The following is a 17,736-nucleotide window of genomic DNA, read 5'->3' as shown; positions in this document are numbered from 1 at the left end:
CCGCTCAGAACATTCGCGGAGAGGATCGCTGGACTATTTGATCGTGGCGTGGCACACCAAGAGGCCGGGTCGCCGCCGCGAGAAGTTCTGCCACTACCGGGGCGCACTCAGGAGATTGCTCCCCGTCGAGAAATCGGTTGATCTCGCGTGCCACGGCTGGAGAATTGGGAAGGGTGGGATGTGAGTTCCACACCGGGCAAGCGTTCACCTCGGCGCCGATCGTCCATCCCGATGGAAGCAGCACGAGGTCCGTCGCCGCCACGATGCTGAGCCCACGCACATGGTCGGGCAGGGGCGCTTGCATTATCTGCGCCGGGCCCTCCGGGTCCCCGAGAACACGCTGGAGCGCCGGTGTGTCGATCGCGAGAACCATCCCGAACTCGGTCGCAATGGGCGCTGCGATTCGCAATAGGTCCGCAGCGATCCTCCCTTCCCCGACCGTGTGGGCATCGACGTAGCCGTGGCCGCTTTCGGGGAAAGCGCTGAGCACTATAACCCTGTCGATCGGGAGGTCAGGCTTGGTCGAGGCAGCGAGCCACGCGACCCACGCCGAGTGCGAGTGTCCCACTACGGTGATCGGCCTTGGCAGTCCCTCGACCTGTGCCGCTAGATGCTCCGCCAGCAGATCCATCGGCTGGTGTGTGTCCTCCCCCGTGAACGGCGCTCCCGTCCTGATTGGGCACTGGCCTTCCGGGCCTTCAACCCCGTCACCGGGGCCAGCGTACGAGTAGTAGTACATCTGTTCGCAGGTAAAGCCGAAACTTTCAGGCGGGAGCCGATACACCGCGCCGTCACCAGATGACGAATTGATGCCTGACATCACCATCAGGCTCCCTTCGCGCGAAGGCGGCACCGGCTCCCGCACAAACAACCGGTCTGTGCCCCACGCTGCGAGGAAAAGCGCTACCCCGGTGAGCGCCACTGGCACTGGCCAGAGAAGCGACCGTACGGCATCGATATGGGGCAGAAGGACCACAACCAGTGCGGTGGCCAGGACGGCTGCGGGGATGGCCGCCAAGGTCAGAGACGGCCACTGCTCCGCCGCCGCACCGATCATGGCGATCACCGCGAGGTAGATCATCAGCGCAACGATGCGTTTGTAGCTCGAAAGACCCTCGGCAACGCTGGTCCGCAGGCGTACAGCGCCAGACCAGGGCGCGGCTGCCAACACAATGAACGTGACGATTGTGATCCACACCGAGACCCAGAACGCCCGCACATACAGAATCGCGAATCCCATGTAGCTGAGTTGCGCCGCGACCAGAGCTGGGCCCGCCGCAGCGCTGTAGAAAAGCGCAGCGAACCGCAGACGTCGCCAGGTGATTCCCCCCAGGAGATACGCGAGTACAACGATGCGGACACACACCAGAACCGCGAGCAGACCGGCGAATGCCGGCCACGTCGGCGCGAGTACCAGGAGCAGGCGCAGGTCAGCGAAGATGTCCAGCGGAGGCAGCCCTACGAGATAGACGAGCCCAGACCAGACAGGCAGCACACCTAGTGTCGCAAGCACCATCACTGCTGCCGCGACGACAGCCAGTGGCCAGGTACGGCGAGCGGCGGCGCGCCAATCAATCGTGCTGTGCCTCACCACACCGACTTTGCCTCAACATGCGCCCGCCCGCGATCGGTACGGTGGAGGAAAGTACACACGGGTGAAAGTGGTGCGATGGAACTTCTTCTCATAGCCCTAGTCATCCTCGTCATCGTGTTCGTGATGCGCGCAAACTCGGCTAAGTCCGGACAGATCCGGGGCGGGGCCGGTGCCAGCGCATCACTCGAAGACGCGCAGGCGGAGGCTCGCCGATGGATCGACCGGCTTGGCGGTCAGGTTTTGAACCTCTCCGGCAACGACGAGCCGTCGAAGCAAGCCCTCGCTGACGCCGCTGAGCGCTACAACGCCGCAGGCGCACAGATCGAGGGCGCGACGACACCACGCCAGGCGCAACTCGCTCAGGAGACGGCAATGGAGGGTCTCTATTACGTTCGCGCGGCGCGTGAGGCGATGAATATGGATCCCGGGCCGCCTCTCCCCGACCTTGACGGTCAGGAGCGCGCAGGCCACGTGAGCGAGGATCGCAGCGTGCAGGTCGAGGGCCGCAATATCAGCGCGTCACCCGCTCCGTCGTCCCAGACCCCCAACTACTACCCCGGCGGAAACGTGGCAGGACGTCCCGTTCCGGCAGGCTGGTACTCCGAACCGTGGTGGAAACCCGCACTGGTCGCGGGCGCATGGGGCCTTGGTTCTGTGTTTCTGTTCAGCGCTCTCTTCACAGGCATGTCGGGGGTCAACTATGACGCAGCCAGCTTCGAGAGCGGTACGGGCGACGATGGTGCGGGCGAAGGCAGTTACGGCGACGACTACGGCGACAGCGGTGGCGGAGAATTTGATGGTGGGGACGTCGGCGGCGACGGGGGCGGCGGGTTCGATTTTGGTGGCCTCGACTTCTGAGCCGCGCATGCGGAGAGCATGCGTCACACTTGACATCGCGGGCACCAGAAAATCTTGCGTGCCTGCAGATCCGCCTGCTCGATGAGCGAGCCGCACACCCGGCATTTCTCACCGGCACGACGGTAGACATAGGTTCGAGGACGGCCCGGCTCATACGCCGGTGCGCCATTGTCGTGTTCTGGACGTATGGTGATCATCTTGCCTTCGGCAACTCCGACCGGCATGAGATCAGTGAGGTCGCGCCACACATCGTTCCACTCGCCGCGCGAGAGGGAAGAACCTGGCCGATCCGGTGCTATCCCCTGCCGGAACAGCACTTCCGCTCGGTACACGTTGCCCACGCCGGCGATGACGGACTGATTCAGCAACAGGCCGCCGACCGCCGCGCGTGACCGATGCACTCGGCGCCACACCTGCTCAGGATCAGCATCGTCCCGCAGCGGGTCTGGACCGAGTCGGGCAAGCAACTGATCAACAGCTTCCTCACCGATGACTTCGCACCGCGTCGGCCCTCGAAGGTCGGCACCCCATGTCGCACCTGCGATCCGCATGCGAACCTCGCCTACCGGCGCCGCCATCGGCGTGTACTGGCAGGTGAATTTGCCGTAGAGGCCCAGGTGGACGTGCACGACCGCGCCACCCTCGTAGTGGTGCAGAAGGTGCTTACCCCATGCTTCGGCGCGCTCGAAACGTTTGCCGTCCACCTGTTGCGCGCCCGCGGCGAAACGGCCCTGCGGACTGCTCACTCGAACGATCTCACCCGAGAAGTGCTGATGGTGGTCACGGGCGAGCCGATGGAGCGTATGTCCCTCAGGCAATGGACGTACCGCTCACGCTCCGGGCACCGCGGGGGCTTCGCCTGACTTCTCGTATTCAGCGAGGATATCGATGCGGCGCTGGTGACGTTCTTCATCGGACCACGGGGTGGTCAGGAATGCTTCAACGATCGCGAATGCTTCCTCCTTGCTATGCATGCGACCGCCGAGGCCCATGAGCTGAGCGTTGTTGTGCTGCCGCGCGAGCTGCGCTGTCTCTACGCTCCAGGCGAGCGCGCAGCGGGCGCCTGGAACCTTGTTCGCGGCGATCTGCTCACCATTTCCGGAGCCACCGAGCACGATTCCCAAGCTGCCGGGATCTTTGACGACCTTGCGTGCTGCGTCGATGCAGAAGGCTGGGTAGTCATCGAGAGCGTCGTACTCGAAAGCTCCACAGTCGATAGGCTCGTAGCCGAGCGCCTCGAGGTGGTCTTTAATCTGGTTCTTCAGTTCGAAGCCGGCGTGATCGGCACCAAGGTAAACGCGCATGGCGCCATTCTGTCAGGTTCCGCCGTGGTGTCACGCACCGAGTCAGTCGCGGCGCTCAGCTGAAGTCTGGCGATTCGTCACGCGAGCGCTTCAGTTCGTAAAAGTGCGGGTAGCTCGCCAGTGCGACAGCCCCGTCCCACACCTTCCCGGCATCGTCACCGCGGGGAATCCTCGAGAGCACCGGCCCGAAGAACGCGGTCCCGTTGACGTGAATGGTGGGGGTGCCCACGTCCTCACCGACCTTGCTCATGCCTTCGTCATGGCTTGCTCGCAACGCACTGTCGAAGCCATCAGTTTCGGCGGCCTCAGCGAGCGACAAGTCGAGACCGAGTTCACCGAGGGAGTCCTTGATGACCGCGACCCGGTCATTCATGCCCTCATTGTGAATGCGCGTGCCCATCGCTGTGTACAGAGGACCCAGCACGTCCTCACCGTGTTGCTGCGCCGCCGCGATGAGGACGCGAACCGGGCCGAGTGTTTCCGCAATCCTGCTGCGGTAATCGTCGGGAATGTCTTTTTTCTCGTTCAGAAGGTAGAGGCTCATGACGCGGAAGCTGACATCGATCTCGCGCACCTTCTGCACCTCGATGATCCAGCGCGAGGTCATCCAGCACCAGGGGCACGCTGGATCGAACCAGAAATCAACGCGGTCACGTATCGTCTCAGGCATAGCCACTCCTCGCGCGCTTGGTTTGCGATCTCTGGTGGCAGTAACAAGATCCTTCAGCGGCTGTGTTCCTTATCCGGCAGTTGATGTGTTTAATGCCACATCACCTGACGCGCTTGCGGAACTCCCGCTTGATTTCATCCTCGAAGAGTTTCGCGAACGCCCGGTTACCAGTGTTGTTGGGGTGCATTGTCAGCGACGTCGACGTCGTCACGTTGCCTTCGTACCATTTGACGCCTTGCGGCTGGCACGCGTCGTGCCCGACGCTGGCCTTCGCCAGATCCACATAGGTAACGCCAGCGTATCTCGCTGCGGCCCTTATGATCTCGTTCATCGTGTCCTGGTACTCGGCGATGAACTGCGCGTCCTCGTCACTGGTCGGAACCACGGGGAAGCAGCCATGGTCCCCGACGGTGCCTCCGTGGCTGGCAAGGAAGATCTTTGCTTTGGGCGCACGTTCCTGCAGCGTTCCGAGCAGTCGATCCAGTCGTGGACGTAGGGGCCGCAGCGATTCCATTGCGGCGAGCCGGGTTTCGGGATCGTTGCGGCATTCCCGGTCTGCGCCTTCCTCTTTTGTGAAGCATGCGCGGGCAATGTCGTACCAGCGCACATCGTTTCCGCCGATACTGATCGTGATCAAAGTGGTTTCGTCCGTCACCGCGTCAACTTGCAGCGGCCGAGCGTCTCCGCTGCGCGACTCTTGGGGGTTATCGAGAATGTGCTCAACACGCGCACCGCTGCATGCCGCGAAATTGAAGAACTCCGGCTGCAGCCACTCCTCGATAAGGCGGGGATAGGAGGCAGCAGTGCGGCCGCACCCATCGTTCAGGAACCGCAGCGTTGATGGGCCGGCCGCTCGAGAATCGCCGAGCGCGACGTAGTGTTCACTACTTCGCGGTGAACTCGCCGCAGGTATCGCCGCGAGCGCCACCAGCAGAACTACGGTGAGTAAAAGCCATTGGCGCAGTCCCCGCCGACGTGTCGTGGTCCTCCCCTGTCCGCTCATACGAGCATCCAACGTACACGCTCAGGCGGGGCCTCGCGCGGTGCAAGATTCTGGTTTCAGCTGTGTTCCGGCGAACGCCTTGGGGAGCGCCACATGCACCAAAGCGGCGGCCCCTCTGACAGGGACAAAACCTCAGTGATCTCGAAACCGTGGCGGAGGTACAGATCCCGATTGCGCGCACTCGTCGCCTCGAGGTAGGCGGGCATTCCGTCTCGGTCACACGCCTCGAGCACCGGTCGCATGAGAGCGGAGCCAATTCCCTGTGACTGCCACTCAGGCCGCGTTCCGAGCAGCCACAGGTATTGGTGCTCTTTGTCCTTCGGATGGTGCTCGTCCATTAACGCCAGCAGTGTGAAGACCCGCTCCGCGTACTCGCGAGATGTTCTGCCGATCTGGTCGGCGAGCCGCTCCTCGTCCAGTTCCGTGCCCGGCGGTATCCAAACAGCTGCGCCAACAGCGTCTGTGACAGTGTCGATTCCGCCGAGTGAGAGCGTCGCTTCGATCACCGAGCGGAAATTGTGCGGCAGGATTTCCGCCCGCCGAGCATCGTCTGGATAGCACCACGACATCACCGGATCGGTGTAGAAAGATGCTGCCAGGGTTCCCGCTAGATGTGGCACATCCGCATCAGTCGCCTTCCGCACTGACTTCGTGATCTGGACGGTCATGATGGCCCCCGTTGTCGTGTCGGGTGTCGTGCGCTTATGTATCCATTTGTACTCCCTGCCGACTAACCGGACGGCCGAACGGACGTCACGTCCCAAGGACGACGAGACCCTCACCGGCGAGAACTTGTGACCCCGTAGAGCCGAGCACCTGATCGACCACACCTGCCTGGGGAGCACTGATGATTGTTTCCATTTTCATCGCCTCGAGAGCCAGCAGAGGCTGGCCGGCTTGTACGACATCCCCCGGTTCGACCATCACCTTCCAGATATTCGCGACGAACGGCGCTTCGACAAGCGCGCCACCGTCGGGTACGACGACGTCATCGACGGGCATCGCCGCATCCGCCGGGACGGAATCCTGACGGTCAAATTCTCCGGCCGCTTCCCACGCTGCGCGTTCTGCATCGAAAGCGGTGGACTGCCGGTCGCGGAACTCCGCGATAGACGCCGCATTCCCGGCCAGGAATCGCTGATGCTCAGCGAGGGAGAACTCACCGCCTGTGATGTCTGCATGGCCACGCCCCGCCGCTATGTCAGCCCGCATTTCGGTGAGTTCGTCGGGACTGACCGGATACCACTGGATACGGTCGAAGAAGTTCAATAGCCAGGGCTGTCCAGCCGACTTGTACCGGTTCCACACCTGGGTAGTGCGGCCAACGAACTGGTACCCGCCGGGGCCCTCCATCCCATAGATGCACAGGTACGCGCCACCGATGCCGACAGCGTTCTCCGGCGTCCAGGTGCGCGCCGGGTTGTATTTGGTTGTGACGAGGCGGTGCCGCGGATCCAGGGGTGTGGCGACGGGCGCACCGAGGTACACATCGCCTAGTCCCAGCACCAGGTACTCAGCGTCGAACACGCTCCGGAAAACGTCGTCGACGGACTCGAGGCCGTTGATGCGGCGAATGAATTCGATGTTCCAGGGGCACCAGGGCGCGTCAGAACGAACGCCCGACATGTAGCGCTCGATCGCTTCCCTAGTGGCGGGGTCGTCCCACGACAACGGAAGCCGGACCGTGCGACTGGGCACTACTAGTTCAGATGCCGCAGGGATGTCTTCTTCAAGTTCGCCGAGTAACCCGAGGAGTTTCGGAACTGGAAGGACGTCGGGGTCGACATGTACCTGAAGCGACCGGATACCTGGCGTCAGGTCGAGCACTCCGTTCACTCTGTCAGCTTCGAGCTTCATATGCAGCGCGTGCACGCGAGCGCGCAGAGCGAGATCAAGAGTGATGTCACCGTATTCGATGAGCACATTGTCATCGCCAGAACGCCGGTACGTCCGCGACGGCACACCTGCAGTCGCCTCGTAGCGCGCGAGCACACCATTGTCACCGTCCCCACTCGCGACTGGCGTGTTCCACCGGCTGCTGTCCAGGGATCGCAACGAGGGTGACTTCGCTGAGCGCACCGGCACAAACCGGACCGTGTCACCTGGTTTGAGCTGCCCAAGTTTCCACCGTTGCGCAGCGACGACAGTAACGGGACAGACAAACCCGCCAAGGCTCGGCCCATCGGGCCCGAGCAGGATCGGGGTGTCGCCGGTGAAGTCGAGCGCGCCCACAGAGTAGGCGTTGTCATGGATGTTGGACGGGTGCAGGCCAGCTTCGCCTCCATCGTTTCGCGCCCATTCAGGTTTGGGCCCGATCAGACGTACGCCCGTGCGTGCCGAGTTGAAGTGCACCTCATAGTCAGTGCGGTAGAGAGTGTCGATGTCGTCGCGGGTGAAGAATTCTGGGGCGCCGTGCGGGCCTTCGGTCACGGCGATGGCCCAGTGGCGAGTGAACTCCGGCAGTTCACTGATAACGGTCGTGCGCACCGTGCCGCCGCACGCGCGCAGGACGTCACCGTTGCGTAACGCGCGGCCGCCATGTCCACCGAACTGTCCGAGTGTGAACGTCGAGGCGCTGCCCAAGTACTTAGGCACATCGAGGCCGCCCGCAAAGAGGACGTAGGTCCGGAGCCCTGCCCCGTCCACCGAGCCGACGTCAAGCACCGCCCCCGCTGGCACGGTGACTGGTTTCCACATGGCCGCAGCGCTGCCGTCAACCGTGACTGCGACTGCTGCTCCTGTCACACACACGGTCGTCTCGTGCGTGAACCGCAGTGCTGGCCCCGCGACCGTGCATTCAAGCCCCGGCGCGCCCTCATCATTACCGAGCGTGCGGTTACCGATCCGGAAGGACAAATCGTCCATTGGACCACTCGGCGGCACACCAACCTGCCACATTCCGATTCGTCCCGGCCAATCCTGCACGGTAGTAAGCATGCCGGGACGCTCCACGGTGATGCGCGGGTCGACGTCTTTGATGCCAGCAATCGTGGCAGTACTGTGCTCTGCGCGCAGAACGGCATCGTCTGTAGTGATTGCCCGCAAAAGACCCAGATTCGTTTCGATGCCGTCGAATCGGGTGGCTTTCAGCGCGTCGAGCATTGATGTGAAGGCCCCGTCGCGCGAATCGGCGCGGACGATGACCTTAGCGAGCATCGGATCGTAGGCTGTCGAAACCTCTGTACCGGTCTCAGCCCAGCCGTCAACGCGCACACCCTGCGGGAGGGTGACCTGGGTGAGCACGCCGGCGGACGGCAGAAAGTCACGATTAGGGTCTTCCGCGTATATTCGTGACTCGATGGCATGGCCCTGCACGGGCACTGCGGCGGGGAGATTGTGCTTCTGCCCAAGTGCGAGTTCGAGCATCATGCGAACAAGGTCGACACCAGTAACCAGTTCGGTGACGGGGTGTTCCACTTGCAGCCGCGAGTTCACTTCGAGGAAGGAGGCTTCCTCGCGCACCGCGTCGTACACGAATTCGACCGTTCCGGCGCTCCGGTAGTTCACCGAAGCTGCCAATGCGCGTGACGTGTTGTGAAGCATGTGACGAAGCTCGCAAGTCAGCCCGGGGGCTGGCGCTTCCTCGACCACTTTCTGGTTGCGGCGCTGGAGTGAGCAGTCCCGGTCGCCCAGGATGACGATCCCGCCTGCACCATCACCGAACACCTGGACTTCGATGTGCCTCGCGTTTTCGACGTAGCGCTCGAGGAAGATGCCCGCGGTCGAGAAACTATTCTCCGCGAGCCGCGCGACAACGTCGTAGGCCTCCCGCAACTCGGCGTCGGAGCGGCATACCTGCATCCCGATGCCGCCACCCCCGCCGGTTGCTTTCAGCATCACGGGATACCCGATGTGAGCAGCCGAGGCGACGGCATCGGCAAGACTGTCCAGTAGACCTGTTCCAGCGATCATTGGCACACCGGCTGCCTTCGCGGCGTCGCGTGCTGTGTGCTTTGAGCCGAAAACCCGCAACTGGTCTGGCGTGGGACCCACAAAGGCCAGCCCCTCTGCCTCGACACGTTCCGCAAACGCCGCGTCTTCGGAAAGAAAGCCGTAGCCAGGGTGGATAGCTCCGGCTCCCGTTTGTCGCGCCGCATCGAGGATCGCATCAGCGTTCAGGTACGACTCTCGCGGGATGGTTGCACCAATGTGGACTGCCGCATCAGCCATTCGGACGTGGGCGGCGCCGCGGTCGGCATCGGAAAAGACAGCGACGGTGCGCAGCCCCATCTCTCGGGCTGTCCGGATGATGCGGCAGGCGATCTCGCCGCGGTTGGCGATCAGCAGCGTGTCGAAGGCAGGCATAGATGGTGGTCCTTCCAGTGGTTCGCTCAAGCGGGCCGGGTTACGAGCATGCGAACAGGCGTGGGACGGAAACCGTTGCAGGGGTTGTTTATTTGTGGGCAGTTCGACACAAGGACGAGGGTGTCTTGCTCAGCCCGCAGCGACACTTTCTTGCCCGGCCCGGAGATGCCGTCGACGATCCCGAGAGTGCCGTCCGGGTCTACAGGGACGTTCATGAACCAATTGATGTTCGAGACGAGATCACGTTTGCCCAGGCCCCACCGAGCACCCTCGATCAGGAAGTTCTCGACGCACGCGTGCTGATGCTTCGTGTGGTGGCCATAGCGCAGCGTGTTCGACTCTTGCGAGCACGCGCCGCCGAGGGTGTCGTGGCGGCCGCAATTGTCGAACGTCACCCTCATCAGCGGTGAGCCAGTGTTGCTGCGCAGCACACTTCCTTCACTGAGGTACGCGTTCCCCTGGGCCGCAATGGTTTCTGGCGCAGAATAACGTTCGGCAGTGTCGGCGGCCTTGTAGAGGATGCAGTCGACGGCCTGGTTGCCTTCGAGGTCGATGATTGTAAGAGTGTCCCCAGCTTCGACGACGGCTGACCATGGCGCGCGGGCGGCCACGCGCTCGTCAAGGATCACGGAGGAACTGATAGCGGCAGTCATGTGTAGTGCTCCTTACTTGAGGCCCCGCGCGGTGAGATAGTCGTTGGTGTTGGCAACCGCCCGGAGGTACTCGGGGTCACTGTTCGGGACGTGATCGAGGTCTTGCAGGCCGTCCCACGCCACAATCTGCAGGTTTGTGGTGGTGAATTCTGGAGCTGGATCAAGCCGGTGCGCCGTGTTGGCCAGCAGCACGATCGCAGGGATATGAATCAGTAGGTCGACGCTGGCGCCAGGGCCCGAGTTACCGACGCTTTCGAGCGTGCCGTCGGCAGCGACACGGATGCCGTGAAAAAGCGAGATCGACGGTGGCAGGTCGCGCGGTGAGAGCCCGTGCTTCGCGGCGGCAACCGTGAACAGTTCGAAGCCTGCCGCGGCGGGCCCGTGGAGTGAGCCGTCACCGTACTTCTCGGTGTTTGAACGCTTTGTCGTGGTGCCACAGAGCAAGTCGTGACTGCCTGAGGTGTCCGCGAGAACAGTCGCCAGCACGCGGCCCTGATCAGACAGGAGCGGGTGGCCCTCGCTGAGGTAGGCCTGCCACGGCACTTTGACTGTGTCGGCGGCGTTAAGACGCTCCCACGGCTGGTCCGCGTTGAACAGGAGCAGGTGTGCACAGGCGCTGCCTTCTACATCTGTGAGTCGCAGACGTGTACCGCGCGCGACGACCTTCGACGTGTAGCGGCCGCCCGCTACCGTCTCAGCCCACGTGAGGTCGCCTGCTTCCGCTGGCGGGCACGGAAAGGTGCTTGCCGGCACGAATGGCATGGAGTCCGTCATTGTTCCGGCCTGCGAGCGGGCGTGTGCCCGCGCGGCCTGAGTTGTGGCCGTGCTTGCCAGCTCAGCTACTGACATTGGTTCCTCCCGGTCGACACCGTCAAATATCTATCGATTGATAGATTTCCCGATTTTCCCGCCCGGGAGGTGACACATGGGTAACCAAGACTCCCGCTCAGATTAAGGATTCGTGACGCGGGTTACGGCCAGGTTTCACACCTGCAGCTGCCGTTGAGCTGCGCTTTTGTTTCCAGAATCAGGTGCCCGCTTTACGGAAGGTTAACGGCAGCGAAACCACCTCAATGACCGCCCACCGTAGGTTCCTGTCAAGTGATAGGTAGCTAAGGCTGCTTGCATGAGGGCACCTCCGCCCGCCCCACGACCCGACACCCTTCACCGTGGAGGCTTCCATGATCCTTTTCGGCGTCACGCTCAGCGTGCTCGCGCTGCTCGCGGCAGGCCTATACGCCGCTCGGCGCGTGCAAGGCCAGAGCGCCAACTATCTCCTCGCGGGCCGGACGCTCTCGATCCCGCTTGTTGCGATCGTGCTGGCCTCACAGGCAATTGACTCGAACGGCACACTCGGCAATACAGACCTCACGGCTGACTTCGGTTTCTGGGCAGGCGCTTCACTGCCTATCGGCCTCGCAGCCTGCCTCGTCATTGCGGGACTCTTCTTCGCCAAGCGGATGCGCGCATTGCACGTCGTGACGCTTCCCGAGTATTTCGAGAAGCGTTTCGGCCGCGCCATGGAACTTCCTGCCTCGGCACTCACCGTCTCAGCATTCGGCATCCTGCTGGCGGGAAACCTTGTGGCCATCGGCTTTCTGCTCGACCGGTTCGCCGGCATTCCCTACACGACCTCGATTCTGCTGGCAGTTCCATTCGTGCTCGCCTACACCATCGCGGGCGGCATGTTCTCGAGCACCTACGTCGGTGTCGGGATGATCATTCTGAACATCTTCGGCGTCCTCGCCCTCATGACGTGGATGACGCTCACGCACGGCTTCTCCGCACCGGAAGGGATGGGACCCCTCGCCCTTGGACAGTTGACCAGCGCTGACGAAGGTGCCGTACTGAACTGGGCGACTATCATCGCGCTCGCCCTGGGCAACCTCGTGGCCATCGACTTGATGCAGCGCATCTTCTCGGCGCGCTGCCCCCGAACAGCGCAGCGGGCGTGCTTCGGAGGTGCCGCGCTGATCTTGGCCCTGTGCATTCCGTTCTCGCTGGTCGCGCTTGCCGCGGTGTCGATTGTGGGACCTGACTCGAGCGGCCCGGTCCTGTTCTCCCTCCTAGGCGACTACGCGCCGACTTGGCTGGCGATACTCGTTCTTTCCGGCCTTGTCGCCGCATCACTCACGACGGCGAGTGGGGTACTTCTCAGTACAGCGACAGTGATTGTGCAGAACATTCTTCGGCTGCCTGAGACAGTCCGGGGCATCAGTCCGATGACTGCCACGCGCATCGCGATGCTGCCTATGGCGGCCCTCGGCGCATTCTTCGCTTTGCGTATCCCGCAAACAGGCATTCTGCTGACGCTGACATTTGACCTGCTCCTCGCTGGTCTCGTGGTCCCATTCATCCTCGGGCTGTACTGGAGCCGAGGCGGCACGTCCGCCGCACTCGCCGCGCTGATAAGCGGCGTGACAGTCCGTGTCTTCTTCTTCGCCACCACGCCAACGGTCTATGGAGTCGACAACACGCTTCTCTTTATTCCGAATGGCCTTGTGCCAGAATCGATGGACGGGTGGTCGACCTTCCTCGCCGCGATCGTCTCGCTTACTGCCTACGTCGCGGTTGCGCTTACTTCACGGTCGGTCACTTCGATTCCAGTTGCGCAGCAGCCACAGGCCCCGGAGGCGACGCTCGCGTCTGCACGCGTCTAGCGCCAGCCCTAGGCCCGGCCTGCTCCTTGCCGCGTACTTCACCAGGTAAGACCTGACAGTATGGTGTGGTGACAACGCAAGGAGCAGGCCGTCCCCGTTCAGCCCAGCGCCGCCGCCCTGGTGAGACCGCGCGCGAGGAGATTCTTGACGCCGCAGCGGAGCTTTTCACCACCCACGGCTACGCGTCGACGTCAACACGGAAGATCGCTGAAGCTGTCGGCGTTCGGCAGGCAACGATCTACCACTATTTCGGAACCAAGGACGACATTCTCGAAGCGCTACTCAGCGGGACCGTTTCTCACACGCTCGATGCGGCCTTTGCTCTGCATGCGACCACCGGCGATCCTGCTGCGCGCCTGCACTCTCTCGCTTGGTATGACGGTATTCAGTTATGGAACAGCCACTGGAACATCGGAGCGCTGTACCTGCTGCCAGAGTTGCGTGCCGAGCGCTTCGCTCCCTTCGTTGCAAGCCGCGACGAACTCCGCCAGGTTTACCGTGACCGCACTGCGGACGTCATCGCCCTCACCGACAGTGACGCGACAGCCTCGCCCCACGCCTATCAGGAGGAAGACATTCCCTTGCGGCTCGTCGAGACGCTCGTCAACATGCGCTGGGATGGGCGCGGCGAGGTTGACGAACCCTTCCGGACAGCCAACTCGATTCTGCGCGCTATTGGGTGGCGCGGAAACTGGGAAATCCTTCAGAAAGAGTCACATCGTGCGCTCTGCACCATTCTCGATCCGGCGGAGATTATTGCCAAGCGCTGATTAGCGACAACTCGGGCCGACCGCTACACGCGGCCGGCCCGAGTTACCCAACCCCACCACACAACGATTCAAGGCTCGGCCTCACCGCTGCCATCCCACAGCAGTCAGCGCAGCCCGCCTCCAGTGCGACCACCACCGGCTACATACGAGTTGTAGACACCCCTCGTTCGCGGCGGTCACAACGCCGTGCGCTTTCAGCAGTTACTCGCGCTTCAGCGGCGAATCGTTACTCAGTTTCCCAGTTTTCCGCCCGTTTGGTGAGCAGTTTCACACTTTCGGGCCCTCGTGCCCGCGTTGCGTGACAAATTTCCGGACAATACACCGATCCGGATGGCGAGGTGAACTGGCGCATTTATCGCGCGCGTGCGGCCGTCGCGACTATTGTGGACGCGTCCACTGTGGTGAGGTCACGGCGGCGCAGTTCCGTCAGAAACGCTGAGCGAATCTGTTCGACAGTTTCGGCCCTGAACCCGAGGAGCGCACCACGCATTCCGCTTCCACGCACGAAGTCCCACGCAAATTTTTCGGTTAGTGGCACGTAATTCGGAAACACGACCGCTTGCGGCTCGACAAGCCCGAGTTCCCTCAGCCACTCGCTGATCGACGCAGGCTCGTCTATCCGGACGATGTTGTCCTCCCACGGAGAACGGCGCGGCGGGCCGTCCGTGTCCATGAACCTTTTTAGTGTCTCACCAAAGATCCGCACATAGTCTTCGAGGGCACCCCGCCGCCACACAGTCACACCGATTCGACCACCCGGACGCACAAACTCGACGAGTCGTGCACAAGCGGCATCCATTTCAGGCAGGAAGAAGACGCCGTACGAGCATGCGAGCGCATCGTATGCCCCATTCGGGCCCCGCCAGTCCGTGATGTCCGCTTCCTCGAACGTGACGTTGCGCAATCCGCGGCCAGAAGCGCTTTGCTGAGCCACCGCGAGGAGATCTCCGGCGATATCTATGGCGTGGACGCCGCCGACTGGACCGACCGCCATCGCGGCGGCGAGCGCGGAGGCACCGGTTCCAGAACACACATCGAGGACCCGTTCGCCGGGGGCAATCCGCAGTTCGCAGACCAGTGCCTGCGCTGCCGGGCCCCACACGAGAGGGGTCACTCGCTCGAAGTCCGCACTAGCGGCATTGAACGTTTGAGCTAATTCTGGACCAGTCACCCCGCCCATATTAGCGACAATTGTTGTCATTTGTGGTCCGCACTTCCCTGCGCACGGTCAGAGCGCCACGCCCGCACGGACGCGTGCCGAGAAGCACATATCAGAGCATGATGGGATGAACACTCACCAGTCCCCAACAAGAAGGCATCTCACGTGGCTGCACCAAACCTGACTCGCGAACAGGCGCGCACCCGCGCCGGACTCATCGAAGTCGACAACTACGCCATTAACATCGAACTAACGGATGGCTCAGGCGCGCCAGGGGAAACCACATTCCGGACAAAAACCACGGTGCGGTTTTCGGCAACACCCAAGGCTTCGACCTTCATCGACCTGATAGTTGCGAAGATCCACAGTGCGACACTGAATGGGTCTGCTCTCGACACATCGGCGTACGAGGAATCAAGCGGCCTGCCGCTCAATGATCTCGCTGACTCGAACCTCCTCGAGATTGATGCCGACTTTGAGTACTCACATACAGGCGAGGGCCTGCACCGCTTTGTCGATCCCGCTGACAATGAGGTTTATCTCTACTCACAGTTCGAAACAGCAGATGCGAAGCGCATGTTCGCCTGCTTCGATCAGCCCGATCTCAAAGCGACATTTGAATTTACCGTTACGGCACCAGAACACTGGGAAGTCATTTCGAACGGGGCGGAGGCCACCCGGGACGGGCTCACCCGCAGGTTCGTAACCACCCCCAGGATGAGCACCTACCTCGCAGCCCTCATCGCTGGACCGTACGCAAAGTGGTCCGACGCGTACAACGACGAGCACGGTGAGATCCCCCTCGGCATCTATTGCCGGAGCTCCCTAGCGGAACACATGGACGCCGACCGACTGTTTACCGAAACCAAACAGGGCTTCGGTTTCTATCACGCCAACTTCGGAGTCCCCTACGCGTTCGGAAAGTACGACCAGCTATTCGTCCCCGAATTCAATGCCGGTGCGATGGAGAACGCAGGTGCCGTGACGTTCCTCGAGGACTACGTCTTCCGGAGTCGCGTCACGCGCTACCTTTACGAACGACGCGCGGAAACCGTGCTCCACGAGCTGGCGCACATGTGGTTCGGCGACCTCGTCACCATGGAATGGTGGGACGACCTGTGGCTGAATGAATCATTCGCGACCTTCGCTTCGGTGCTTTGCCAAGCAGAGGCAACCGAGTACACGAACGCCTGGACAAGCTTCGCCAACGTCGAGAAATCGTGGGCCTACCGCCAGGACCAACTGCCCTCCACCCACCCCGTCGCTGCGGATATCCCCGACATTGAAGCGGTCGAGGTCAACTTCGACGGCATCACGTACGCGAAGGGTGCGAGTGTCCTCAAGCAGCTCGTTGCCTATGTCGGGCTCGAGAGCTTCCTCGAAGGCCTGCGCTCGTACTTCCGTGAGCACGCCTACGGCAATGCGACGTTCTCCGACTTGCTGCGCGCGCTCGAGGCAGCTTCGGGGCGTGACCTCTCGGACTGGGGTGCACAGTGGCTCAAGACGACGGGGCTCAACACTCTGCGTCCCGAATTCTCAGTCGACGAGAACGGCACCTTCACCGCATTCGCGGTGCGACAGTCCGGTGCTGAGCCTGGAGCTGGTGAGACCCGGACACACCGCCTGGCAGTCGGCGTGTACGACGACGACGGTTCAGGAAAGCTGACCCGCGTCAACCGTGTCGAGCTCGATATCGATGGTGAATCAACCGATGTCCCTGAGCTGACAGGCGTGCCACGCGGAAAGTTCATCCTTGTCAATGATGACGACCTCACATACTGCTCAGTTCGGCTCGACGAAGACTCATTGTCAACACTGATATCGAGGATCGGCGACATAGCGGATCCGCTCCCCCGAACGCTCGCGTGGTCTGCCGCATGGGAAATGACACGAAACGCGGAAATGCGCGCGCGCGATTTCATCGCGCTTGTGCAGCGCGGCCTCGAAACAGAGTCGGAGATCGGAGTCGTGCAGCGGCTTTTGCTGCAGGCTGCCACAGCGATCTCGTCCTACGCGGAACCGGGCTGGGCAACGGAGTCAGGCTGGCCGGAGTTCGCAGATCGGCTCCTCGACCTCGCCCGCACCTCAGAGGCAGGCTCAGATCATCAGCTTGCCTACGTCAACGCCCTGACCACTGTGAAGTTGTCACCCCAGCACACGCAGGTTCTGTCGGCCGTGCTCGAAGGCGCACCCGACTCTCAAGGTCTGCGCGGGCTTGTTGTTGATACGGATCTCCGGTGGCGTCTTATCCAGGCGCTCGCCGCGGCTGGTGTCATCGATGGTGATGGTCCGGAGTCTCCCATGATCGACGAGGAGGTCAACCGTGACGCGACGGCGGCTGGAGCCAGGCAGGGTGCCCAGGCAGCAGCGATGCGCCCACAGGAAGCGGTGAAGGCATTCGTCTGGTCGCGCGTGGTCAGCGATCCCACGCTGTCGCACACGATCACCCGCGCGATGATCGCCGGCTTTTCACAGCCCGGTCAGGCGGATCTGCTCAGCCCATTCGTTGACCGATACTTCGAGGTCATTCCGGAGATCTGGAAGACGCGTACCAGCGAGGTTGCCCAGACAATCGTGATCGGCCTCTACCCCTCATGGGCAATTAACAAGGAGGCGTTGCGCAAGGCGGACGACTTCCTGGCGGGTAACCACCCGCCGTCGCTGCGCCGACTGGTCCTTGAGGGACGGGCAGGCATTGAACGGTCACTGCGGGCCCGCGAGTTCGACGCGAAGTAACCTCCCGACACACTTGAGGTGGCC

The 17,736-nt window shown here is 62.4% G+C and carries 14 protein-coding genes; 4 read left to right on the top strand and 10 right to left on the bottom strand.

The genetic code is table 11. From position 1 onward, the window contains the following. Nucleotides 1-4: 4 nt before the first annotated feature. On the bottom strand, nt 5-1,591 hold the full coding sequence (locus AS9A_RS05245; protein WP_148262404.1) for an alpha/beta fold hydrolase: 1,587 nt from the start codon (nt 1,589-1,591) through the stop codon (nt 5-7). Nucleotides 1,592-1,669: 78 nt separating this feature from the next. On the opposite strand from AS9A_RS05245, the gene AS9A_RS05240 reads away from it, so the two are divergent. Next, nucleotides 1,670-2,452 (top strand): hypothetical protein, encoded by a 783-nt coding sequence (locus tag AS9A_RS05240; RefSeq protein ID WP_013805884.1) that lies wholly within the window; start codon nt 1,670-1,672, stop codon nt 2,450-2,452. 23 nt (nt 2,453-2,475) lie between these two features. On the opposite strand, the gene AS9A_RS05235 is transcribed toward AS9A_RS05240, so the two are convergent. The 8 genes from AS9A_RS05235 to AS9A_RS05200 all read right to left on the bottom strand — a co-directional run bounded on the left by AS9A_RS05235 (nt 2,476) and on the right by AS9A_RS05200 (nt 11,236). Further along, a complete protein-coding gene (locus AS9A_RS05235) occupies nt 2,476-3,270 on the bottom strand; it encodes an Fpg/Nei family DNA glycosylase (protein WP_041450884.1) in 795 nt (264 codons plus the stop codon). Nucleotides 3,271-3,282: 12 nt separating this feature from the next. Beyond that, on the bottom strand, nt 3,283-3,756 hold the full coding sequence (locus AS9A_RS05230) for a ribose-5-phosphate isomerase (RefSeq protein ID WP_013805882.1): 474 nt from the start codon (nt 3,754-3,756) through the stop codon (nt 3,283-3,285). Nucleotides 3,757-3,811: 55 nt separating this feature from the next. Further along, nucleotides 3,812-4,426 (bottom strand): mycothiol-dependent nitroreductase Rv2466c family protein, encoded by a 615-nt coding sequence (locus AS9A_RS05225; RefSeq protein WP_013805881.1) that lies wholly within the window; start codon nt 4,424-4,426, stop codon nt 3,812-3,814. Between the two features lie 100 nt (nt 4,427-4,526). Continuing rightward, nucleotides 4,527-5,429: an SGNH/GDSL hydrolase family protein gene (locus AS9A_RS05220; protein WP_013805880.1), complete on the bottom strand. Its 903-nt coding sequence runs from the start codon at nt 5,427-5,429 to the stop codon at nt 4,527-4,529. Between the two features lie 56 nt (nt 5,430-5,485). Next, nucleotides 5,486-6,097: a GNAT family N-acetyltransferase gene (locus tag AS9A_RS05215; RefSeq protein WP_013805879.1), complete on the bottom strand. Its 612-nt coding sequence runs from the start codon at nt 6,095-6,097 to the stop codon at nt 5,486-5,488. A gap of 85 nt (nt 6,098-6,182) precedes the next feature. Next, nucleotides 6,183-9,734: an urea carboxylase gene (uca, locus tag AS9A_RS05210; protein WP_013805878.1), complete on the bottom strand. Its 3,552-nt coding sequence runs from the start codon at nt 9,732-9,734 to the stop codon at nt 6,183-6,185. A gap of 26 nt (nt 9,735-9,760) precedes the next feature. Continuing rightward, the gene (locus AS9A_RS05205) at nt 9,761-10,375 is read right to left on the bottom strand and encodes an urea amidolyase associated protein UAAP2 (RefSeq protein ID WP_202798202.1); all 615 of its coding nucleotides are present in this window, start codon (nt 10,373-10,375) and stop codon (nt 9,761-9,763) included. Between the two features lie 24 nt (nt 10,376-10,399). Beyond that, nucleotides 10,400-11,236 carry an urea amidolyase associated protein UAAP1 gene (locus AS9A_RS05200; protein ID WP_013805876.1) on the bottom strand — a complete coding sequence of 279 codons (837 nt, stop codon included), beginning with the start codon at nt 11,234-11,236 and terminating at the stop codon, nt 10,400-10,402. Between the two features lie 332 nt (nt 11,237-11,568). Between AS9A_RS05200 and AS9A_RS05195 the strand changes: the two genes are divergently transcribed. Next, nucleotides 11,569-13,047 (top strand): sodium:solute symporter family protein, encoded by a 1,479-nt coding sequence (locus AS9A_RS05195; RefSeq protein WP_013805875.1) that lies wholly within the window; start codon nt 11,569-11,571, stop codon nt 13,045-13,047. Nucleotides 13,048-13,115: 68 nt separating this feature from the next. Then, nucleotides 13,116-13,817, top strand: coding sequence for a TetR/AcrR family transcriptional regulator (locus AS9A_RS05190; protein WP_272942028.1), 702 nt, complete (start codon nt 13,116-13,118; stop codon nt 13,815-13,817). A gap of 352 nt (nt 13,818-14,169) precedes the next feature. Here the strand turns inward: AS9A_RS05190 and AS9A_RS05185 are convergent, their stop codons facing one another. After that, on the bottom strand, nt 14,170-15,018 hold the full coding sequence (locus AS9A_RS05185; protein WP_013805873.1) for a class I SAM-dependent methyltransferase: 849 nt from the start codon (nt 15,016-15,018) through the stop codon (nt 14,170-14,172). Nucleotides 15,019-15,141: 123 nt separating this feature from the next. Between AS9A_RS05185 and pepN the strand changes: the two genes are divergently transcribed. Beyond that, nucleotides 15,142-17,712, top strand: a complete 2,571-nt coding sequence (gene pepN / locus AS9A_RS05180) for an aminopeptidase N (protein WP_013805872.1) — start codon at nt 15,142-15,144, stop codon at nt 17,710-17,712. The last annotated feature ends 24 nt before the right edge of the window (nt 17,713-17,736 follow it).

Source organism: Hoyosella subflava DQS3-9A1, from assembly GCF_000214175.1.
Lineage (GTDB): Bacteria > Actinomycetota > Actinomycetes > Mycobacteriales > Mycobacteriaceae > Hoyosella > Hoyosella subflava.
The sequence above is the reverse complement of the archived record's forward strand: the minus strand, read 5'-3'. Positions and strand labels throughout refer to the sequence as shown.

Excerpts from the sequence above, each read along its gene's own strand:
- AS9A_RS05220 (WP_013805880.1), bottom strand. The coding sequence starts at position 5,429 with ATGAGCGGACAGGGGAGGACCACGACACGTCGGCGGGGACTGCGCCAA.
- AS9A_RS05200 (WP_013805876.1), bottom strand. The coding sequence starts at position 11,236 with ATGTCAGTAGCTGAGCTGGCAAGCACGGCCACAACTCAGGCCGCGCGG.
- AS9A_RS05215 (WP_013805879.1), bottom strand. The coding sequence starts at position 6,097 with ATGACCGTCCAGATCACGAAGTCAGTGCGGAAGGCGACTGATGCGGAT.
- AS9A_RS05195 (WP_013805875.1), top strand. The coding sequence starts at position 11,569 with ATGATCCTTTTCGGCGTCACGCTCAGCGTGCTCGCGCTGCTCGCGGCA.
- uca (WP_013805878.1), bottom strand. The coding sequence starts at position 9,734 with ATGCCTGCCTTCGACACGCTGCTGATCGCCAACCGCGGCGAGATCGCC.
- AS9A_RS05225 (WP_013805881.1), bottom strand. The coding sequence starts at position 4,426 with ATGCCTGAGACGATACGTGACCGCGTTGATTTCTGGTTCGATCCAGCG.
- AS9A_RS05240 (WP_013805884.1), top strand. The coding sequence starts at position 1,670 with ATGGAACTTCTTCTCATAGCCCTAGTCATCCTCGTCATCGTGTTCGTG.
- AS9A_RS05230 (WP_013805882.1), bottom strand. The coding sequence starts at position 3,756 with ATGCGCGTTTACCTTGGTGCCGATCACGCCGGCTTCGAACTGAAGAAC.
- AS9A_RS05185 (WP_013805873.1), bottom strand. The coding sequence starts at position 15,018 with ATGACAACAATTGTCGCTAATATGGGCGGGGTGACTGGTCCAGAATTA.